Origin of the sequence: Paractinoplanes rishiriensis, assembly GCF_016862375.1 — a bacterium.
In the GTDB taxonomy this organism is placed as follows: domain Bacteria; phylum Actinomycetota; class Actinomycetes; order Mycobacteriales; family Micromonosporaceae; genus Actinoplanes; species Actinoplanes rishiriensis.
In genome coordinates this window covers 168,734-187,996 of the sequence record NZ_BOMV01000069.1, presented here as the reverse complement: position 1 = coordinate 187,996, position 19,263 = coordinate 168,734, and the positions used below count along the sequence as shown (strand labels likewise).

Annotated in this window: 16 protein-coding genes; 12 read left to right on the top strand and 4 right to left on the bottom strand. The window is 70.2% G+C overall.

Annotation, left to right across the window (positions count from 1 at the left end; translation table 11 throughout):
• Positions 1 to 166: 166 nt before the first annotated feature.
• From Ari01nite_RS32930 to Ari01nite_RS32915, 4 genes are all read left to right on the top strand, one after another.
• Complete coding sequence (locus Ari01nite_RS32930; protein ID WP_239163231.1) at positions 167 to 1,765, top strand: stealth family protein; 1,599 nt, start codon at positions 167 to 169, stop codon at positions 1,763 to 1,765.
• Positions 1,766 to 4,003, top strand: coding sequence for a bifunctional glycosyltransferase/CDP-glycerol:glycerophosphate glycerophosphotransferase (locus Ari01nite_RS32925; protein ID WP_203786132.1), 2,238 nt, complete (start codon positions 1,766 to 1,768; stop codon positions 4,001 to 4,003).
• A 5-nt stretch (positions 4,004 to 4,008) separates the two neighbouring features.
• A complete protein-coding gene (gene wecB / locus Ari01nite_RS32920; protein WP_239163238.1) occupies positions 4,009 to 5,100 on the top strand; it encodes a non-hydrolyzing UDP-N-acetylglucosamine 2-epimerase in 1,092 nt (363 codons plus the stop codon).
• Between the two features lie 83 nt (positions 5,101 to 5,183).
• On the top strand, positions 5,184 to 5,867 hold the full coding sequence (locus Ari01nite_RS32915; protein WP_203786130.1) for a GOLPH3/VPS74 family protein: 684 nt from the start codon (positions 5,184 to 5,186) through the stop codon (positions 5,865 to 5,867).
• On the opposite strand, the gene Ari01nite_RS32910 is transcribed toward Ari01nite_RS32915, so the two are convergent.
• Complete coding sequence (locus Ari01nite_RS32910; RefSeq protein WP_203786129.1) at positions 5,864 to 7,504, bottom strand: phospho-sugar mutase; 1,641 nt, start codon at positions 7,502 to 7,504, stop codon at positions 5,864 to 5,866. The genes Ari01nite_RS32915 and Ari01nite_RS32910 overlap by 4 nt on opposite strands.
• 28 nt (positions 7,505 to 7,532) lie before the next feature.
• The gene (locus tag Ari01nite_RS32905) at positions 7,533 to 9,437 is read right to left on the bottom strand and encodes a serine/threonine-protein kinase (protein ID WP_203786128.1); all 1,905 of its coding nucleotides are present in this window, start codon (positions 9,435 to 9,437) and stop codon (positions 7,533 to 7,535) included.
• 206 nt (positions 9,438 to 9,643) lie between these two features.
• On the opposite strand from Ari01nite_RS32905, the gene Ari01nite_RS32900 reads away from it, so the two are divergent.
• Together Ari01nite_RS32900 and Ari01nite_RS32895 are read left to right on the top strand one after the other, a co-directional pair.
• Positions 9,644 to 11,209: an acyl-CoA mutase large subunit family protein gene (locus Ari01nite_RS32900; protein ID WP_239163230.1), complete on the top strand. Its 1,566-nt coding sequence runs from the start codon at positions 9,644 to 9,646 to the stop codon at positions 11,207 to 11,209.
• Between the two features lie 294 nt (positions 11,210 to 11,503).
• On the top strand, positions 11,504 to 12,763 hold the full coding sequence (locus Ari01nite_RS32895) for an amidohydrolase (RefSeq protein ID WP_203786126.1): 1,260 nt from the start codon (positions 11,504 to 11,506) through the stop codon (positions 12,761 to 12,763).
• A gap of 35 nt (positions 12,764 to 12,798) precedes the next feature.
• Here Ari01nite_RS32895 and Ari01nite_RS32890 read toward each other — a convergent pair whose 3' ends face one another.
• Positions 12,799 to 13,764 (bottom strand): DUF4349 domain-containing protein, encoded by a 966-nt coding sequence (locus tag Ari01nite_RS32890; RefSeq protein WP_203786125.1) that lies wholly within the window; start codon positions 13,762 to 13,764, stop codon positions 12,799 to 12,801.
• Positions 13,765 to 13,908: 144 nt separating this feature from the next.
• Here Ari01nite_RS32890 and Ari01nite_RS32885 point away from each other — a divergent pair, with 144 nt between their 5' ends.
• The 6 genes from Ari01nite_RS32885 (at position 13,909) to Ari01nite_RS32855 (ending at position 18,752) form a co-directional block, all read left to right on the top strand.
• Positions 13,909 to 14,214 (top strand): hypothetical protein, encoded by a 306-nt coding sequence (locus tag Ari01nite_RS32885; RefSeq protein WP_203786124.1) that lies wholly within the window; start codon positions 13,909 to 13,911, stop codon positions 14,212 to 14,214.
• 201 nt (positions 14,215 to 14,415) lie between these two features.
• Positions 14,416 to 15,051 (top strand): MBL fold metallo-hydrolase, encoded by a 636-nt coding sequence (locus Ari01nite_RS32875; RefSeq protein WP_203786122.1) that lies wholly within the window; start codon positions 14,416 to 14,418, stop codon positions 15,049 to 15,051.
• Position 15,052: 1 nt separating this feature from the next.
• The gene (locus Ari01nite_RS32870; RefSeq protein ID WP_203786121.1) at positions 15,053 to 15,961 is read left to right on the top strand and encodes a hypothetical protein; all 909 of its coding nucleotides are present in this window, start codon (positions 15,053 to 15,055) and stop codon (positions 15,959 to 15,961) included.
• 67 nt (positions 15,962 to 16,028) lie between these two features.
• On the top strand, positions 16,029 to 16,766 hold the full coding sequence (locus Ari01nite_RS32865; RefSeq protein WP_203786120.1) for an SCO6745 family protein: 738 nt from the start codon (positions 16,029 to 16,031) through the stop codon (positions 16,764 to 16,766).
• A 48-nt stretch (positions 16,767 to 16,814) separates the two neighbouring features.
• The gene (locus Ari01nite_RS32860; protein ID WP_203786119.1) at positions 16,815 to 17,795 is read left to right on the top strand and encodes a GNAT family N-acetyltransferase; all 981 of its coding nucleotides are present in this window, start codon (positions 16,815 to 16,817) and stop codon (positions 17,793 to 17,795) included.
• A gap of 3 nt (positions 17,796 to 17,798) precedes the next feature.
• Positions 17,799 to 18,752, top strand: coding sequence for a GNAT family N-acetyltransferase (locus Ari01nite_RS32855; protein WP_203786118.1), 954 nt, complete (start codon positions 17,799 to 17,801; stop codon positions 18,750 to 18,752).
• A 7-nt stretch (positions 18,753 to 18,759) separates the two neighbouring features.
• Here Ari01nite_RS32855 and Ari01nite_RS32850 read toward each other — a convergent pair whose 3' ends face one another.
• On the bottom strand, positions 18,760 to 19,221 hold the full coding sequence (locus Ari01nite_RS32850; protein WP_203786117.1) for a gamma-glutamylcyclotransferase: 462 nt from the start codon (positions 19,219 to 19,221) through the stop codon (positions 18,760 to 18,762).
• Positions 19,222 to 19,263: the final 42 nt, after the last annotated feature.

Genomic DNA, 19,263 nt, shown 5'->3' with positions numbered 1-19,263 from the left:
GGCGTCCAGATGACGGTCATGCGGCCGTTTGGTGAATTTCCAAGGTGGTAACCTAGCCGCCCGATCGCGCTGTCCGAGCAGCGCGCCAGCGTGCTGTGCGGCTCACGGCCGCCAAAACCCAGACATCTTATGGATCCCGGTGCGGTCGGGCGGAAAGGATTGCGGCGTGTCCCCCCTGCGTCTCGTGCGGAAGGCCGTACCCCGGCCGGTCCGCCGGCTCGTGTTCACCGCACTGCCGGCGCCGGTGCGGGACGCGCTGGCGAAGCGCAAGGAGCGACGGGATCCGCTGGTCCAGGAGCGGAACGTGGCCGGCATCGACCCGGACGCCTCACCCCTTTCGGTACGCACCCGCAACCTCGACCGGGTGGTTGACGCCCTGGACGAGGCCGGGGTGGGCTACTTCCGGGTGCCCCCGGTGCAATGGCAGCGGACCGCGCTGGCCGTGCCCGAGTCGGCCCGTCCCGGGGTGGAGCGCGTCCTGGCCCGTCTGGCCCGGGCCGGCGCCACCGTCGCGCCGGTCGTCGATGACAAGGCCGGGCTGCCGGTGGCCACGGCGGTCTACTGGCCGATCACCGACCCCGGCCGGCACCTGCTGCTCGGGGTGGAGCACGCCTGCGAGATCGAGTTCTGGCGCGAGGAGGCCGACCGGCTGGTCGCACCCCGGTTCAACCTCTCGGTCGACGTGGTGCTGCACACCGATGCCGAGGTCGAGGCCGACGAGAGCGCGTTCGGTGACTTCCGGGCCGCCGCCCCCGGGCGTACGTACCGCACCCGCCAGCCGTTCCTGCTGCCCGCCCTGGAGCACGTCGACTTCCCGATCGACGTCGTCTACACCTGGGTGGACGGCGCCGACCCGGCCTGGGTGGCGCGCAAGAACGCGGCCCTGGTCGAGAACGGCTGGGTGAGCGTCAACGAGGAGGCCGCGAACGCGTCGCGCTACGTCTCCCGGGACGAACTGCGCTACTCGCTGCGCTCGCTGCACGCGTACGCGCCCTGGGTCCGCCGGATCTTCCTGGTCACCGACGACCAGGTGCCGGAGTGGCTGAACGTGGACCACCCGCAGGTCACGGTGGTCAGCCACAAGGAGATCTTCGGGACCGAGGGCCGCCTGCCGACGTTCAACTCGATGGCCATCGAGACGCGGCTGCACCACATCGAAGGACTTTCCGAGCATTTCCTGTACGTGAACGACGACGTCTTCTTCGGCCAGGCGTTGCCGCCGGGCTTCTTCTTCACCGCGTCCGGGCAGACCCGGGTGTTCCTGTCCCGGATCCGGGTGGACTGTGGCCCGCCGACGGCCGACGAGCCGCCGGTGATGTCGGCCGGCAAGAACAACCGCGCGCTGATCGAGCGGGAGTTCGGCCGGTTCCTCGGATTCAAGATCAAGCACACCCCGCACGCGGCCCGGCGCAGCGTGCTCGCCGAGATCGTGGAGCGGTACCCGGAGCAGATCGCGGCCACCGCGGCGCACCAGTTCCGGCACCCCGAGGACATCTCGCTCACCTCGTCGCTGCAGCAGCACTGGTCGTACCTGACCGGCCGGGCCGTGCTCGGCGACGTGCAGTACATGTACCGCGACCTGGCCGACCCGTTGACGCCCCAGCGCCTGGCCACCACGCTGCGCCGGCGACACCATCAATTGTTCTGCCTGAACGACACCAATTCGACTGGTGCCGAGGCTCAGGCGCAGGCCGCGATGCTGGCGAGCTTCCTGCCCGCGTATTACCCCTTCCGCTCGCCGTACGAGCTGTCCGGAGGAGTTTAGTTGTTCAGGGTTTCGATCATTTTGGCGTGTTACAACGTCGAAGCCTTCATCGATGACGCGTTCCAGTCGATCGTCAAGCAGTCGGAGTTCGCCAATTTCGAGGTGATCCCGGTCGACGACGGCTCCACCGACGGCACCTGGGAGATCATCGAGCGGTACCGCCGCCAGTACCCGGACAACTTCTTCCCGCTCCGGTTCGACAAGGGCTCCGGCGGGCCCGGCCGGCCCCGCAACGCCGGCCTCGACCGGGCGCGTGGCGAGTACGTCATCTTCATGGACCCGGACGACCGGATCCACAAGGACGGCTACAGCAAGCTGTTCAAGACCATCGAGAAGCACCAGAGCGACGTGGTGATCGCCACCCGCTACGGGGTCAAGGAGAAGCAGGGCCCGGAGAGCAAGGTCTGGGTCGACTGGATCGCCGACAAGCCGTACGTCAACCAGGACAACTATGCGATCAAGCTGGACCTGCTCTCGCAGCGCCCGGTCATCCTCAAGACGATCTACCGGCGGGATCTGATCGAGGAGTACGGGCTGCGCTTCCTGGAGGGCGTCAGCAGCAGTGAGGACGAGATCTTCGACAAGAAGTTCCTGTTCCTGTGCCGCAAGATCACCAAGATCAACGACGTCGTCTACCTCTACACGGTGGCCCGCACCGGCAGCATCACCAGCAAGATCAGACTGAAGGTGTACGAGGATCTCGAGCCCATTTTCGCGGGCCTCGACGACGCGCTCTCGGTGTACTTCAGCGAGGCGATCGTGGCGTACCGGGTCGCGGCGCTGCTGCGTACCTTCTATTTCCCGAAGTTGCTCTTGCTCGACCCCGAGCTCACCGACTCCGCGCTCGACCTGACCCGCAAGGCGTGCGAGTCGTTCGGGTTCGACCGGCTGCTGCTCACCACGAACGCCACCGACCACCGCATCATCGAGTTGCTGCGGGACCGCAAGTACAGCCAGCTGATGCTGTTCTTCATGGACCACCGGGCCCGCGGCCTGGCCCGGCGCAACCGCCTCCAGGCCAAGGAGCTCAAGATCCTCGAGGCCCGGCCGGTCAAGCTGGGCATGAAGGCCACCCGGGCGATCGGTCTGGGCCGCCGGGTGGTGCGCGAGCGCGGTCTCGGCAAGGTCTGGGCCAGCCGGGTCCGCAAAAATCTGTCCGGTACGGCGAACGGCTACTGGGTCTTCATGGACCGCCGGGACAAGGCGTCGGACAACGCCGAGGCGCTCTACCGCTACGTCCGGGCCAACAAGATCCACGACAAGATCGCGTTCGTGATCCGGCGGGACTGCCCGGACTGGGACCGGCTGGTGGCCGACGGCTTCAACGTCGTGGAGTACAACACCGTCGCCCAGTGGCGGCTGCTCTACAACTGCGAGCACTTCTTCGCCTCGCATGTGGACGACGTCATCATCACGCCGTGGACCGAGTTCGGCGGCGACACCGGCAAGCCGCGCTACAAGCTGAACTTCCTCCAGCACGGCATCATCCGCTCCGATCTGTCCGGCTGGCTGGGTGCGAAGAAGTACCACACCTTCTGCTCGTCGGCGCAGCGCGAGTACGACGGCCTGCTCAACAACGTGCGGTACAACCTGACCCCGCAGGCGCTCAAGCTCACCGGCCTGGCCCGGCACGACCGGCTGGAGCGGCGGGCCGGCGACTACATCCTGGTCAGCCCCACCTGGCGCAACTTCCTCGCGGAGGTCGACGAGCAGGAGTTCCGCACCTCCGAGTTCTTCATCAACTGGCAGAAACTGATCTACGACCCACGGCTGCACGAGACGCTCGCCGCGGCCGGCCTGCACCTCAAGTTCGTGCTGCACTCCAGCCTCAGCCAGTTCGCGAACTGCTTCCGCGAGACCGAGCAGGTCAAGGTGATCCGGTACGAGGACGTGATCAGCTTCGCCGACCTGCTGTCCGAGGCGCAGATGCTGGTCACCGACTACTCGTCGATCTCGTTCGACGTCCTCTACCTGCGCCGCCCGGTGGTCTACTTCACCTTCCCGGAGACCCGCAAGCACAGCACCAACTCCGGTGCCGACCTCGACCTGTACGGCGAACTCGGCTACCGGGTGGAGACCCCGGAAGCGGTCGTCGACGCGGTGTTGGCGGCGGCCGGCCGGGAGTTCCGGTCCGAGCCGGAGAAGCTCGAGCAGGCCGACGCGTTCTTCGCGTTCGGCGACGACGGGCAGAACTGCAAGCGGATCATCGAGGCGGTCCTGGAGAGGAACACCAAGTGAGCAGGATGATGTTCGTCTTCGGGACCCGTCCCGAGTTCATCAAGCTGTACCCGGTGATCATGGAGGCGCAGCGCCGGCAGCACGACGTGACGATCGTGAACACCGGCCAGCACCGCGAGATGCTCGACCAGTTGCTGGACGAGATGGGCGTGACGGTCGACTTCGACCTCAAGGTCATGACCCATCAGCAGAGCCTCGCCGAGATCCTGGCCCGCACCCTGGGCCCGCTGGACGAGGTGGTGGACCGGGTCCGGCCCGATCACCTCTTCGTGCACGGCGACACCTCGACCACGCTGGCCGGCAGCCTGATCTCGCTGTACCGGCAGGTGCCGCTGTCGCACGTCGAGGCCGGCCTGCGTACGTACAACAAGTTCTCCCCGTTCCCCGAGGAGATGAACCGGCAGATCACCGGCGTGCTGGCCGACTACCACTTCACCCCCACCGAGGTGACCCGGGCCAACCTGGAGCGCGAGGGCAAAAACCCGGAGCGCATCTTCGTGGTCGGCAACACCGCGATCGACATGCTCAAGTACACGATCAAGGACGACTTCCGGCACCCGGTGCTCGACGAGGCGGGCGATCGCAAGCTGATCCTGATCACCGTGCACCGCCGGGAGAACATCTCCGAGCTCAGCCAGATCTTCGCGGCGATCAACGACGTGGCGATCAAGTACGGCGACACCCACCGGCTGGTCTACCCGATCCACATGAACCCGGTGGTCCGGCAGGCCGCCGACCAGTACCTCACCGCCGACGCGATCCGGATCATCGAGCCGCTCGGCACCACCGACTTCCACAACATGCTGGCCCACTCGTACCTGGTGATGACCGACAGCGGCGGCATCCAGGAGGAGGCACCCAGCCTGGGCAAGCCGGTGCTGGTGCTGCGGGACACCACCGAGCGGCCGGAGGGCGTCGACGCGGGCACCCTGCGGCTGGTGGGCACCGGCCGGGACGACATCGTGCGGGAGGCCTGCCGGCTGCTCGACGACGAGGTCGAGTACCGGCGGATGGCAGCGATCGCCAACCCGTACGGCGACGGCACCACGGCCCCGCAGATCATGGATGTGATGGCCGGCCTGAGCACGCGTTCCTGACATTAGCGCCGGGTGGGCGCGAAGCGGAATTAGCCGACCTGGCGATCGGCGAGATGTGCGCGGGCGCACTATCGTTGCGAGCCATGACCTCCATTCCGCTCGCGGAGGAGTTACTCCTCCTCGCCTACGACGACCAGACCGGTAAGGCGACCGGTTCCCGCATCGGACTCGACCTCGGCATGTCCGCGGCCGTGCTGGTCGATCTTGCCTTGGCGGGACGCGTGGCCTATGTCGACGGCTACCTCAAGATCATTGACGCGACCCCGATCGGTGAGCCGATCGCCGACGCGGTCCTGGCCAAGGCCGCCGAGGACGAACCGCACACGCCGGCGCAGTGGCTTCAGCGCCTGCGGCACCGGCTGCGCAGCCGGGTCCTGGAAGATCTGGTGGCCCGCGGCGTGGTGCAGGACGTGGACGAGACCCAGCTCGGGCATATCCACGTGCACCGCTACCCCACCACCGACCCGGCGTTCGAGGCCGAGATCCGGCAGCGGCTGGCCGAGGCGCTGACCGCCGACGGCCTCTGTGACGAGCGGACGGCTGCGCTGGCCACCCTGCTCTGCGCCACCCGGATGGAACCGGCGCTGCGGCTGTCCGAGGAGGAGGCGGCCAAGGCGCACGAGCGGCTCGAGCAGATCGCGGCCGGGGCGGGCTTCTCCGGCAACGCCAACCTGGAGGACTCGATCGTGCGCCCCAGCGTGGCTCTGGTGGTCGCCACCCTGGGCAAGGCCATCCAGGCCGCCCTGGGCAATCCCAAGACCGTTTAAAGACCCAACGCGGCGGCGATCTCCGGTCGGAGGCCCTCGTCGAGAGCGGCCCCGGCCCGGAGGCGGGCCGCGGCGACATCGCCGTCGCGCACCGGCTCGACCACCTCGAGGTACGCCTTGAGCTTCGGCTCGGTGCCGGACGGGCGGATCACCACCCGCGCCCGGCCGGTGCGCAGGGTGAGCACGTCGGCCTCGGGCAACCGGTCCTGGACCGCGGTGACCTCGTCGCCGAGCAGCCGGTCCGGCGGGTTGTCCCGCACCCGGTGCATGGCCCGGGTGATCTCGGCGAGATCGTCCACCCGGACCGACAGCTGGCTGGTGCGGAACACCCCGAACTCGGCGTAGATCTCGTCGAGCCGGTCGCCGAGCGAGCGGCCCTCGGCCTTCAGCGCCGCGGCCAGTTCGGCGATCAGCAGCGCCGCGGTGATGCCGTCCTTGTCGCGCACCAGGTCGGGCGCCACGCAGTAGCCGAGCGCCTCCTCGTAGCCGAAGGCCAGGTCGGCCGCGCCCCGGACGATCCACTTGAACCCGGTGAGGGTCTCGGCGTACGGCACCTCGCGGGCCGCGCACATGACGCCGAGCAGCGACGACGACACGATCGTGGTGGTGAAGACGCCGGGCCGGCCGCGCCGCATCAGGTGGTCGGCGAGCAGCACGCCCAGCTCGTCGCCGGTGGCCGGGCGCCAGTCACCGGCCGGGGCCGGGAACATGATCGCGCAGCGATCGGCGTCCGGGTCGTTGGCGATCGCCAGGTCGGCGCCCGTTTCGGTGGCCAGCGCCACCAGCCGGTCCAGCGCGCCGGGCTCCTCCGGGTTGGGGAACGAGACGGTGGGGAAGGCCGGGTCGGGTTCGGCCTGGTCGACGACCACGGCCGGGGCGCCGAAGCCGGCCCGCTCGAACGCGGCGGCCAGCACCTGCCCGCCGACGCCGTGCAGCGGCGTGTACGCGATCCGCAGGTCGCGCGGGCCGTCCCCGATCACCCCCGCGGCCCGGTCGACGTAGTCATCGGCGACCTTGGGGTCGAGCACCGTGCCCGGGTCGCCGAGCGGCACCTCGGCAAGCGTGCCGACCGCCCGGATGGCGGCCTCGATCCCGGTGTCGGCCGGCGGGACGATCTGCGCGCCGTCGCCGGCCGGGCCACCCAACTGCCGGCCCAGATAGACCTTGTACCCGTTGTCCTGCGGCGGGTTGTGGCTCGCGGTCACCATCACGCCGGCCACCGCGTCCAGCGCGCGCACCGCGTACGCCAGCACGGGCGTGGGCAGCACGCCGGGCAGGACCAGGGCCTCCCGGCCGGCGCCGGTGGTCACCCGCGCGGTCTGCTCGGCGAACGCCCGGGAACCGTGCCGGGCGTCGTATCCGATCACCAGCGGGCCGGTGCCGCCCTGCTCGGCCAGCCAGCCGACCAGCCCCGCCGCGGCCCGGGTGACCACCGCGAGGTTCATCCCGTTGGGCCCGGCCCGCAGCCGTCCGCGCAGCCCGGCGGTGCCGAAGGTGAGCGGCCCGGCGAACCGGTCACGCAGTTCGCCGGCGGTGCCGGGCAACCCGTCGAGCAACGCACGAAGCTCGGCCCGGGACGCCGGATCGGGATCGTCGGCCAGCCACGCTTCGGCCGCTTCCACCAAGTCAGGTGCCATCAGGGATTGATAGCACGGCGCCGGCGGGTCAGGCGGCCTGGAGCGTGTAAGTCTTGATCATCTGGTCGAAGATGGGCTTGCTCTCCTCGAACTGCGCCTCGGTGGCGGTGAGGTAGAACGAGTACGCCTTGCCGTTGGTCACCACGGCGCCCCACAGGCCGTGCCGGGCGCTGTCGCCGGTGCCGCAGGTGTATTCCAGGACGGCGCCCTCGCGGTCCGCGATGGTGGTCTCGGCGAGCGCCACCTGCCGGTACGGCTTCGGGCAGTTCGCCGACCGGTTGATCAGGCCGTCCTCGGCGATCTTGAGGAACGACGAGGGCGTGGCGCGGGAGTTTTCCACCAGGATGCGGACCTTGTGCTTGGCGTCGTCCGGGTCGGAGTAGTCCACCCAGGAACCGGAGGCCTTGCGGGTCCAGCCCTTGGGCACCTCCACCGAAATGCCGCGGTCGTTGTATTCCTGGGTCTCGAACGGCGGCTGGGCGGCAGCCTCGGTGGGCTGCTCCTGCGCGGTCGGCGGGGGCGGCGTGGGGTCGCTGCCCATCATCGAGAAGACCAGGACCAGCACCAGGACCGTGGCGAGCGCGCCGCCACCGGCGATCAACTGCTTGTTGCGCGGCCAGCGCTGGACCGTCTCGGCCGCCCGGCCGGTGCCGTCGCGGACCGTGGCCACGGCCTTGGCGAGCACCGCCTTGCGCTTGGCGCCCGGGCTCATCACCACGGTGCCGCCGGGCATCGGGTCGCGGGCCGCGCGGGCGCCGTTCCAAACCTCGCGCGGCGGCACCACGGCGGTCGGATCGGCACCCAGCGGCGGCAGGTAACCGCCCGCCATGGTCTCGTCCGGCTCGGCCGCGCGCCGGCGGCCGCCGCCCGGGTGGTTCTGCTGCTGGAGCTTGGCCAGGTGGTCGGTGAGCGACTCGCCCGGCGCCAGCATGGCCCGGCCGCCGATCTGGCCGCTCGGCGTGGGCGGGATCGGCTGGGTCTCGGCCGGTGCGGCACCGAGACGCTGCGACGGGACCACCGAGTAGGGGTCGGTCATCATGTGCGGCGGGGCCTTGCTGGCCAGCGGGCCGGCCAGTTGCTGGCGCAGGATCGTGCGCGCGGTCGGCACGTCCATCCGGCGGGCCGGGTCCTTTTCCAGCAGGCCCATCAGCACCATGGTGAGTGAGCCGGCCCGGACCGCGGGTGCGGGCGGGTCCTCGACCACGGCGTGCATGGTCTCGATCGGGTCGCCCTTGTCGAACGGGGGCCGGCCCTCGACCGCGGTGTAGAGCGTGACGCCCAGCGAGAACAGGTCGCTGGGCGGGCCGAACTCGCTGCCCATGGCCCGCTCGGGCGAGATGAAGTGCGGCGAGCCGAGCACCATGCCGGGGGTGGTCAGCTGGACGTCGGTGGGCATCCGGGCGACGCCGAAGTCGGTCAGCACGCAGCGGCCGTCGGAGCAGATCAGCACGTTGGCCGGCTTGACGTCGCGGTGCAGCACGCCGTGCGCGTGCGCCACCTCGAGCGCGCCCAGCAGGGCGATGCCGATCTTGGCAACCACCCGGGGCGTGACCGGCCCGTCCTCGATCACCATGTCGGCCAGGCTGCGGGCGTCCAGCAGCTCCATCACGATCCACGGCCGGCCGTTCTCGTGCACCACGTCGTAGACCTGCACGACGGCGGGGTGCTGGAGGGCGGCGGCGGCGCGGGCCTCGCGCATGGTCCGCTCGTACATCGAGTCGCGGTCGCTGGGGGCCAGACCCGGTGGCAGGACAACTTCCTTGATCGCCACGTCCCGGCGTAGCAAGGTGTCCGCCGCGCGCCAGACTGTGCCCATGCCGCCGTGACCCACCGCGGCACGCAGTGTGTACCGCCCGCCGATGAGCGTGCCCGGGGCTGCGCGTCCGTTGGTGGGAGCGGTGTTACCACTGCTCCACGTCGGAATCTGAGTCACTGAGGATGCCACCGAGGGGGAAGTAGGGGCCGTCGACCAACCACGCTATCTTGCCCGCTGCGCCCCCTGATTTGAAAGCCGCGCGGCCGGTGTTGTCCCGAACTCGACGTACCGTGATGGCTTCTTCGCCCTGCGTACGCCTGATCGGACTCTCTGTGCAAAAGGCCTCACGCTATTCGGCTGAACGGCGATTTAGGATCAGGGTCGTGAACGCAGAGTCGGGTTTCGAGATCAAGCCGGTTTACGGTCCGGCGGACGTGACGGGCGACGGGGCGATCGGAACGCCCGGCGAATTCCCGTACACCCGCGGCGTATACCCGACGATGTACACGAAACGCCCGTGGACCATGCGGCAGTACGCGGGCTTCGGCACCGCGGCCGAGTCCAACGCGCGCTATCACCAGCTGCTCGCGGCCGGCACCATGGGCCTCTCGGTGGCGTTCGACCTGCCCACCCAGATGGGGTATGACTCGGACGACCCGATCGCGCACGGCGAGGTGGGCAAGGTCGGCGTCGCCATCGACTCGATCGACGACATGCGGCAGCTGTTCGCCGGCATCCCGCTCGACCAGGTGTCCACCTCGATGACGATCAACGCGCCCGGTTCGGTCCTGCTCCTGCTCTATCAGCTGGTGGCCGAGGAGCACGGGGTGCCCGGCGCGGCCCTGCAGGGCACGATCCAGAACGACATCCTGAAGGAGTACATCGCCCGCGGCACGTACATCTTCCCGCCGAAACCCTCGCTGCGGCTGGTGGCCGACACGTTCGCCTACTGCCGGTCCGAGATCCCGAAGTGGAACACCATTTCGATCTCCGGCTACCACATGGCCGAGGCCGGTGCGTCGCCCGCGCAGGAGATCGCGTTCACCCTGGCCAACGGCATGGAGTACGTCCGGGCCGCGCTGGCCGCCGGGCTCGCGGTCGACGATTTCGCGCCCCGGCTCTCGTTCTTCTTCGTGGCCCGCACGACCCTGCTCGAGGAGATCGCCAAGTTCCGCGCGGCCCGCCGGATGTGGGCCCGGATCATGCGCGACGAGTTCGGCGCCAAGGACCCGAAATCGCTGATGCTCCGCTTCCACACGCAGACCGCGGGGGTGCAGCTGACCGCCCAGCAGCCCGAGGTCAACCTGGTCCGGGTGGCGATACAGGCGCTCGGCGCGGTGGCCGGCGGCACCCAGTCACTGCACACCAACGCGTACGACGAGGCGATCGCGCTGCCCACCGAGAAGTCGGCCCGGCTGGCCCTGCGCACCCAGCAGGTGCTCGCCTACGAGAGCGGCCTGACCGGCACGGTCGACCCGTTCGCCGGCTCGTACGCGATCGAGGCGATGACCGACGAGGTGGAGCGCCAGGCGACCGGGCTGATCGAGCGGGTGTTCGGGTACGGCTCGGCGGTCGACGCGATCGAGCAGGGCTTCCAGAAGCAGGAGATCGAGTCCTCGGCGTACCAGATCGCCAACGAGATCGACGCGGGCGACCGGGTGGTGGTGGGCGTCAACCGCTTCGCCGCCGACGAGGAGGAGCGGTACGAGCCGCTGCGGGTCGACCCGGCGATCGAGGCCGCGCAGGTGGCCCGGCTGGCCGAGTTGCGGGCGAATCGCGACGGTTCGGCGGTCGAGGTCGCGCTGGCTGATTTGGCGAAGGCCGCACAGGGAACAGAGAACGTCTTACCGTTGATGAAAGAAGCGTTGCGTGCACATGCCACCGTGGGCGAGGTATGCCACACGTTGCGTGGCGTGTGGGGCGTCTACCACCCGGTGGAGCGTTTCTGAGGTAAGACCCGAATCGGACTCGTGGTGTGTTAGCTGTTTTGTAACCTGTGTGAACGTGGAAAGCATCACCTCCGAGATCAGTTACCCGTTGTAGGAGGTGATGGGCGAGATGCTCCGTTGGGACGACACCCCGAGCATCACAACGCCCCCACCGAGCGCTCTTATCGGGGCATTCGTGACCCGGCGCAACTCGGCGTACACGGGAATGACGTTGCACAGCGTCACCGAAATGGGTCTAAGCTGTCGCGCGTCCAGAAAACCCGACAAACCTTCGAGAGCGATACGGAAACCGACGTGACTACTACTCTGACGGAGCCTGCAGAAGAGGCCCAGACGGAGTGGCCCGGGCCGCTGCCCGGCGCCGAGCCCCTGCCCGGCCAGCTCGACCGCTGGCTCGCCTCGCACGGCGCGGAGCTCGTAGCGATTCGTCGGCACATTCACGCTCACCCCGAGCGCTCGCACCACGAGTTCGAGACCGCGGCGCTGGTCGCCCGCGAGCTCGCGGTGGCCGGGCTGTCCCCGCGGCTGCTGCCCAAGGGCAACGGGGTCATCTGCGACATCGGCGAGGGCGACCGGGTCATCGCGTTCCGGGCCGACCTGGACGCGCTGCCGCTGCAGGACACCAAGGACGTGCCGTACCGCTCGACGGTCGACGGCGTGGCCCACGCCTGCGGGCACGACGTGCACACCACCGTGCTGCTCGGGCTGGGGCTGGCCCTGGCCCAACTGGCCGAACGCGGCGAGCTGTCCGGCCGGGTCCGGCTGATCTTCCAGCCGGCCGAGGAGCACATCCCGTCGAGCGTGCCCGAGGTGATCGAGGCCGGCGCGCTCAAGGACGTCGCGGGGATCTACGCGCTGCACTGCTTCCCGCAGCTGCCGGCCGGCCTCGTGGGGGTCCGCTCCGGGCCGTTCACGGCCGCCGCCGACACCATCGAGGTGCGGCTCAGCGGTCCCGGCGGGCACACCGCCCGCCCGCACCTGACCGCCGACCTGGTGTCCGCGCTGGGCCGGGTGATCGTGGACGTTCCGGCGCTGCTGGACCGCCGGATCGACCCGCGGGCCGGCGTCTCGCTGGTCTGGGGCGCGGTGCACGCGGGGGAGGCCTTCAACGCGATCCCGGCCGGCGGCGAGCTGCGCGGCACGGTCCGCATCCTGAGCCGCGACGCCTGGCGCGAGGCACCCGAGCTGATCACCAAGCTGATCCACGACGTGGTGGCGCCGACCGGTGCCCGGGCCGAGGTCGGCTACGTGCGCGGCGTGCCGCCGGTGATCAACGACCGGATGGCGGCCGCCGTGGTGGCCGGCGCGGCCGGTGCGGCCCTCGGCGCCGAACGGGTGGTCGAGGCCGAGATCAGCATGGGCGGCGAGGACTTCGCCTTCTACCTCGAACACGTGCCGGGCGCCATGATCCGGCTGGGCACCGGCCGGCCGGGCTCGGCCGAGCGGCACGACCTGCACCAGGGCGGCTTCGACGTGGACGAGAGCTGCATCGGGTACGGCGTCCGGGTCATGGTGCACACCGCGCTCGCGGCGCTGGCCACCGGCGCGTTCTGAGAGAGCCCGCGGAGGTTTCTCCGCGGGCCCTTCCGTCATTCCTTGGGGGCGGTGCTCTCCGTGGTGTCCGGCGTGGCCGACGGGGTTGCCGCCACCAGGGCCGGCCGGCCGAGCCGGCCCCGCCCGAGCCGCCGGTAGAGATAGAGCAGACCCCAGATCGGCAGCCCCAGCGCGATCACCCAGGGCAGCAGCGCGCCGAGCACGGTCAGCAGCACCTTGAGCGACGCCAGCAGCGCGTCCCAGCCGGCAGCCAGACCGGACAGGAAGCCCGGCGGCTCCTCCGGCGCGACCGCGGCGGCGTCCGGGCCGAGGAACGTGACGGTGATCGTGGACAGTGCGGTGAGGTCGGCCAGCCGGCGCTTCTTGCCCTGCAACGAAGCCAGGTCGGCCTCCCGGGTGGCCACCTCCTTCTCCAGCATCACCAGTTCGTTCAGCGACTTGGCCTGAGCCAGCAGCTTGCGGCCGCTGTCCACCCGGGCCTGCTGCACCGCGATCCGGGCGTCCAGGTCGACCGTCTCCTCGGTGACGTCCTCGGTGTTGATCTCGCGGTGCTCCTCGGTGCCCAGCTTGGACAGTTGGTCCACCGTGGTGCCGAACTTGTCGGCCGGGATCCGCAGCATCAGCGTCGCGGTGCCGGCGCCGTTGGTGGTACTGGTGCGGTTGTCCGAGCCGATGAAGCCGCCGGCCGTGGTGGCGATGCCGGTGGCCTGCCCGGTCGCGGCGTTCACGTCCTTGACCCGCACCGTGACCGAGCCCCGGTAGATGATGGACCGCTGGTCGACGCGCAGATCAGGGGCCTGCGCGGGGGTGTCCTTGCCCTGGGCGGCGCTGCCGTCGGCCTGATCTCGCGCGGCTTCGGGCGCCGCCAGCTGGGCGCCGCCGGCGTCGTTCTGAGCGGCCACGCTGCCGGACTCGGTGTCCGAGCCGCTCATCCCGCAGCCGCTGAAGAGAAGTCCCGCGCCGAGCGCGGTGATCAGTAGTAGTGAGGATCGTGCACGCATTGGTTTCTCCCGTCCCCGTTGGGCGTGCCACCTGGGACGTGCGGCGCACGCCCCCCGGTTCCGGCAGACTGCGTGATGAGCGATTACGTTTCGGCAGCGAAGGAGTTGCGATTGGTCTTGTAGCGTTAACCCGACCGGACGTTCGTGGAACGTATCGGCCGTTCCGTCGGCATTGTCCGCGGGTGGGATTCGGAGGGCGGCCACCGTGAAACGCGCGTTCTCCAGCTGTGGAACGGTTGGCCGGCTGTGAAGGTGACCCGGATTGCCTATTCACACCGGATCAACACCGGTAAGTACGCCAAACTGGTTGAGCAGGCGGCCCGGCTTGGGCGGGTCCGCTCCGAGGTGTGGCAGCGCTACGACCTTAAGGCCGATCGGTGGGCCTCGGGCGTCGTGCTGGAGACCGGCTTCACTGCACCTCGTGCGGGGTGGTGTGGCCGGCCGACGTGAACGCCGCGATCAACATCCTGCATCGAGCCGCCGACTCCGACATCGGCCTGCACACCCCGCACCGCGTAGTGAGGCAGATCTTGCAAGAGCGGACCGATCGCCGCCGGACCAGACTGCCGGTCCCGGACTCCAGCCGGCCTGCCGGGCGGAGAGCGAATTATCCAATCTGCTCAGCAACGAGCAGTGAAAGGAAGCAGTCCCGTGCGGATTACGAAGTTCACCCATTCCTGCCTGCGGATCGAGGGTGCCGGGGTGCTGGTGGTCGATCCGGGTGAGTTCAGCGAGGAGTCGGCGCTGGCCGGCGCGGACGCGCTGCTGATCACGCACGAGCACTTCGACCACCTCGACCTCGCCAAGGTGGCCGGCGCGCTGGCCCGGCAACCGGGACTGCGGGTGTACGCGCACGCCGACGTGGTGGCCAAGCTGTCCCAGTTCGGTGACGTGGCCACCGCGGTCGAGCCGGGCCAGGAGTTCGAGGCGGCGGGATACCGGGTGCGGGCGTACGGCGGGCAGCACGCGGTCATCCACCCGGACATCCCGCGGATCGCCAACCTCGGCTATCTGGTGGCCGACGACGAGACGAACGTCTACACCCCCGGTGACTCGTTCACCGTCCCGGAGGACACGGTCGTGGACACCTTGTTCGTCCCGTTGAATGCTCCTTGGATGAAGCTCATGGAGTCGATCGACTTCGTCCGGGCGGTCAAACCCGGGCGGGCGTACGCGCTGCACGACGCCCTGCTGAACCCGACCGGGGCCAAGGTGTCCGACGGCCACCTGGAACGCCTGTCCGGCACCGCCTACGCGCACGTGGCGCCCGAGACGACGATCTCCTGACGTGCCGCCCGCCACCGACGAGCTCATCCAGCGGCTCTACGAGAACCCGCCGGACGGTTTCGTGGCGGCCCGGACCGCCGCGATCAACGAGGCCCGGCAGTCCGGCGACAAGGACACCGCCAAGCGCCTGGCCGCGCTCAAGAAGCCGACCGTCGCGGCCTGGGTGGTCAACCTGCTCGCGCTGCGCCGCCCCGACCTGATCGCCGAACTGGTCGAGCTGTCCACCGCGCTGCGCGAGGCCCAGCGCGGCCTGGACGGCGACTCGCTGCGGGAGCTGACCGCGCAGCGCCGGCAGGTGGTCTCGGCGCTGGTCGGCGCGGCCCGCCGGCTGGCGCTGGCGGCCGAGCCGGGCGCCAAGCTGCCGCTCGGCGAGGTGGAGGCGACGCTGACCGCGGCGCTGGCCGAGCCCGAGATCGCCGCCCAGGTCCGCACCGGCCGGCTGATCCGGGCGGCCAGCTACGCCGGGTTCGGCGAGGTGCCCCGCCCCCGGCTGCGCCTGGTCACCGACGACACCGACATCGACGACGAGCCGGCGGAGGACGAGGGCGAGGTCGTCGAGTTCCCGCAGCAGTCGTCCCGGGAGCGGGCCGCCGCCGAGCGCCGTCGCCGCGAGTACGAGCAGCGCCACCGGGACCTCACCCGGGAACTGTCCGCCGCGCAGGCCGCCGAGCGTCGCGCAGATGAGCAACTGGCCCGGGCCGAGGCCGCCGAACGTGACGCGGGTCACCTTGTGGAGGACCTGGACGCGGAACTGGCCGAGTTGGAGCGGCGCCGCACCGAGGCGCAGGCCGACGTGGCCCGGCGCAAGCAGGCCCGACGTACCGCCGAGCGGGAGACCGCCGCGGCCCGCCGTCAGGTCGGCGACGTACAGGCCGCGCTGGAGGATCTTGAAGGAGACCCACCCGAGTAAGAGGCCCGAGTAAGAGGAACGGGAAGAACGTTTTCCAATACCGGTCAGGGAGAGCACAATCGGGCGCGTGACCCCCGAACAGGCTGCCGCCAACGCCAAGACGGGACTCGCCTCGCTCGTCGGTGCCTTTGCCGAGTCGCCGCAGACGCTGCGCCGGGCGCGGCTGCTGGGCCTGTCCGGCTGGGCCTACCACGTGTCGGCGCGGGCCGGAGCGCTCGGCGACGTACGCCCCGAGACCGTGGCCGCGGCGATCGGTTTCATCGCGCCGGAGGCCGTGATCGACGGCTGGGAGGCGACTGCCAAGACCTCGGCCCCCATGGAGGTGGCCACCTGGCACCTGCACGAGCTGTGCAAGTGGGGCACCGAGCAGCTGGGCGGCTTCCCGCGCCTCAACCGGCTGCTGGAGCTGGCCGGCCGGGTGGTCGAGGCGGTCGACTACGCGGGTCTGCCGCTGTTCGCCGCGTGGCGGGCCATGCCGGTGCCCGACCAGGAACCGGGTGCCCGGGCCGCGGTGCGCCTGCACCTGCTGCACGAGCACCGGCTCGGCGTGCACCTGGTGGCGATCCGGGCCAGCGGCCTCACCCCGCTCCAGGCGATCATCGCGGGCCCGGAGGGCGAGACCGGCGCGGTGGCGTTCGGCTGGCAGCCGCCCTATCCGCCGGCCGGGCCGATCGTCCGGCGGCTGATGTGGGCCGACTCGGTGGCCGACTCACTGGCCGGGCAGGCGTACGCGACCCTCGAGATGCCGGAGCGGATCGAGCTGGTCGGCCTGCTGGAGTCGCTCAGCCAGCGCCTGACCAGGTAAGAGTAAAACGGTCGCGCCCGGCAGCGCCGGTGTGGTCCGATGCCGGGCATGACCGCCGTTACCACCGCGCTGCCCGAGGGCTGGACCCTCCGTCGTCCCACCCTCGACGACGTCACCGAGATCCTCGCTCTGGCCCACGCCAGCGACGTCGCGTCCGTGGGCGCGCCCGACTACACGGCCGAGGAGGTGCGCGAGGCGCTCACCGAGCCGAACACGGACATGACCCGGGACAGCTGGGTGGCGCTGGACGGCGACGGCGCGATCGTGGGCTGGGCCTACCCGCACAACGCGGACGGCGGCCCCCGCGACTTCGCCGACATCTACGTCTGGCCGGAGCGCGGGTTGCCCGCGATGCGGCCGCTGCTCGCGCTGATGATGGATCGGATGTCCGAGCGGGCCGCCGAGTTGGGCCACGACCCGTACGAGGTGCGGGCCGGCGCCATCCCCACCGAGCAGCCGTACATCGACGCGCTCACCGACGCCGGCTTCGTCTTTCTCAAGCAGCACGCCCGGATGCAGATGTCGCTGGCCGGGGTGTCGCCGACGCCGCCCGCACCGCCGCCGGGGGTGACCGTACGCACGGTGCGCAGCGACGACGAGACCGAGATGCGCCGGTTCCACGAGGTGATCGCGACGGCCTTCCGGGACAGCGACCACCAGGCCCCCGGCTACGACGACTGGCGCAAACAGGTCGACAACGCCACCAGCAACTCGTTCGACGAGTGGTTCGTCGCCGAGGTGGACGGCGAGGTCGTCGGCGCGCTGCAGTCGTCCGACTCCGGCGCCGAGGACAACGAGGGTTGGGTCACCCGGCTCGCGACCCTCCGGGCGTACCGCAAAAAGGGTGTTGGTGCGGCCCTGCTGCGTCAGGCCTTCGCGGTCTATGCCGGAAAGGGCCGGATCCATGCGGGGCTCGGGGTCGACCTGGCCAACCCCACCGAGGCGGCCCGGCTCTACTACGCGGTCGGGATGACCCCGCTGTACCGCGCGAACGTCTACCGCACCTACGTAGCGGCGAAGGCGGTGTAGGCCGTGCTGCCCGCTGGCTGGACCACCCGCCGGCCCACGCTCGACGACGTCGCCGGGATCCTCGCGCTGACCGAGGCCAGCGACATCGCCGCCGTCGGCCGGCCCGACTACACAGCCGACGAGGTGCACGAGACCCTCATCGCGCCGAACACGGACCTGAGCCGGGACAGCTGGCTGGCCCTGGACGGCGACGGCACGATCGTCGGCTGGGCCTATCCGCAGAACGCCGCCGCCGGCCCGCGCGACTTCGCCGACGTGTTCGTCTGGCCGGAGCGCGGCCTGCCGGCAATGCGCCCGCTGCTCGCGCTGATCATGGAGCGGATGGCGGAGCGCGCCGCGGAGTTCGGCCACGACCGCTACGAGGTGCGAGCCGCCGCGATTCCGGCGCAGCAGGCGTACATCGACGCCCTGACCGACGCCGGCTTCGCGTTTTTCAAACAGCAGGCCCGGATGCAGATGTCGCTGGCCGGCGTCTCCGCGAAGCCGCCCGAGCCGCCGCCCGGGGTGACCATCCGCGAGGTGCGCCCCGACGACATGCCCCGTTTCCACACGGTGATCGAGACGGCCTTCCGGGACAGCGACCACCAGATTCCCGGCTACGAGGCCTGGCAGCAACAGATCAAAAACCAAACCAGCATCTCGTACGACGAATGGTTCGTCGCCGAGGTGCACGGCGAGATCGCCGGCGTGCTGCAGTCGTCCGACTTCGGGGTGGCCGACCAGGAGGGCTGGGTGGCCGACCTCGGAACGCTGCGGGCGTACCGCAACCGGGGCATCGGTTCGGCGCTGCTGCGCCGGGCCTTCGCGGTGTACGCCGCCAAGGGCCGCACCCACGTCGGCCTGAGCGTCGACCTGCAGAACCCGACCGGAGCGGCCCGCCTCTACGAGGCTGTCGGCATGACCCCGCTCTACCTGGCAAACGTCTACCGCACCTACGTAACGGCGGCCGCCGGCTGATCCGGGTCTAGATCTCCGGGATCGAGGTGCGGCTGGGGCGCCGGCGCAAGTCTTCGACGTAGTCGTCGGGAGCACCGGCCTTCTCGGCCGCGTTGGCGATCTCGGAGAGGTACCACGCCGTGGGCAGGCCGCCCTCGTAGCCGTCGTAGACGTACACCCAGGCGCTGAACTCGCCCTCCAGCGTCGAAACACGCACGGTGAGCTTCTGGTAGGCGCCGGCGGCTACCCCCTCGACCTCGTCGAGTTGGGCCGCGTCCCACGGGTGCACGTCGTACAGCGACACGAAGACCCGGTCGCCCTCCGACTCGACGATCGTGGTGACCGCGCCCTCCCAGCCCATTTCCCCCTCACCGGCGAAGGTCAGGCGCCAGCCTTCTATCCACCCCACGCCGACCATCGGCGAGTGCGGACAGTAGGCCCGCATGCGGGCCGGGTCCAGGTTTGAGCCATACGCGGCGTAATGACGCACGGCGATGACGATAGCCGGACCGGACGGTGGGGGAGAATACAA

What these genes read in the sequence shown, in the direction of transcription:
- wecB (WP_239163238.1), top strand. Translation starts at nt 4,009, where the DNA reads ATGATGTTCGTCTTCGGGACCCGTCCCGAGTTCATCAAGCTGTACCCG.
- Ari01nite_RS32915 (WP_203786130.1), top strand. Translation starts at nt 5,184, where the DNA reads ATGACCTCCATTCCGCTCGCGGAGGAGTTACTCCTCCTCGCCTACGAC.
- Ari01nite_RS32910 (WP_203786129.1), bottom strand. Translation starts at nt 7,504, where the DNA reads ATGGCACCTGACTTGGTGGAAGCGGCCGAAGCGTGGCTGGCCGACGAT.
- Ari01nite_RS32890 (WP_203786125.1), bottom strand. Translation starts at nt 13,764, where the DNA reads ATGCGTGCACGATCCTCACTACTACTGATCACCGCGCTCGGCGCGGGA.
- Ari01nite_RS32860 (WP_203786119.1), top strand. Translation starts at nt 16,815, where the DNA reads ATGACCGCCGTTACCACCGCGCTGCCCGAGGGCTGGACCCTCCGTCGT.